We start from the raw sequence: 1,006 nt of genomic DNA on the forward strand, positions 1-1,006 counted from the left end.
TCAGTACGGCCGGGCGGCCTGCCGGTGGGCCGGGGCGAGGCGGGCCGCCTCGGACTTGGGGAAGCTGATCGTCTTCGGGTCTCCGTCCGAGGTGTAACGCTTGACCGTCCCATCGCGGAGCTTGTCCAGCCAGGCCGTCGAGGTGAACTGGACATCGGGGCCGGTCGCCGCCTGGGAGCGAATCCGCGGGATGGCACCCGGGTCGAAGTCGGTCGAGAAGGGGGAAGGGGCGGGGTTGGCTCCCACCAGGTAGACGCCCTGATGCTGGTAGCTCACACCGTCGGCGGCTCCCTTCAGCATCAGTTGCCGGGAGTGGGACATCGAACCGTAGGGAAGTGCCATCGACACCACCGACAAGCCGGGCACGGCTTGGGTGATCGCCTTTTGGTTGTCAGCGATGGCCTTCTGGGCGGTGTCGTCGTCCACCGTCCCCAGCGCGGTGTGCCGCAGGGTGTGGTTACCGACCTCGAATTCGTGTTTGACGAGCCAGTCCAACGACTTTCGGCCGCCTGGCTCACTGAACGGGTCGGCGTTGACGAAGAAGGTGGCCACAGGGCGGAATCCGGGGTGCTTCCGGGCGGTGTCCAGCAGGATGCCCACCGCGGTGTCGGACGCGGGTCGGCCATCCGTGCCCAGACGGAACTGGGTGACGGTCGAGTCGTCGAAGGTCAGCACCACAGGGTGGGTACCGGCGGGAATGTCAATATTCCCACTGCTGAACTCCCGCGCGGTGACCGGTACGTACCTCTCCCGTGCCAGCCGTTCCAGCTCGGCGCGGAAGTCCTGCGGCGTGCGGTCGTACACACTCCTGGGCTCGGCAACCAGTTGGTGGTACATCAGCACCGGGACCGCACCGAGCTCGTCGGCCTGCACTGTCGCCGGGTCGGCAACCGCTGCCTGCCCGCCGACCTTGCGCGCCCGTCCCGACGGCCCGTCCTGGCCCCCTTCCGGCGGGGATTGGGCTGCCGAGCAGGCGGTGAGCAGCAGGATGGCCGACGCGACGATG

General features: G+C 68.2%; 1 protein-coding gene. It reads right to left on the reverse strand.

Going from position 1 to position 1,006, the window contains the following annotated elements:
• Nucleotides 1-1,006: polysaccharide deacetylase family protein (locus ACIBK6_RS42495; protein ID WP_399058856.1), on the reverse strand; the 1,006-nt coding region annotated here is incomplete at its 5' end.

This window comes from Streptomyces sp. NPDC050485, assembly GCF_044458185.1.
In the GTDB taxonomy this organism is placed as follows: domain Bacteria; phylum Actinomycetota; class Actinomycetes; order Streptomycetales; family Streptomycetaceae; genus Streptomyces.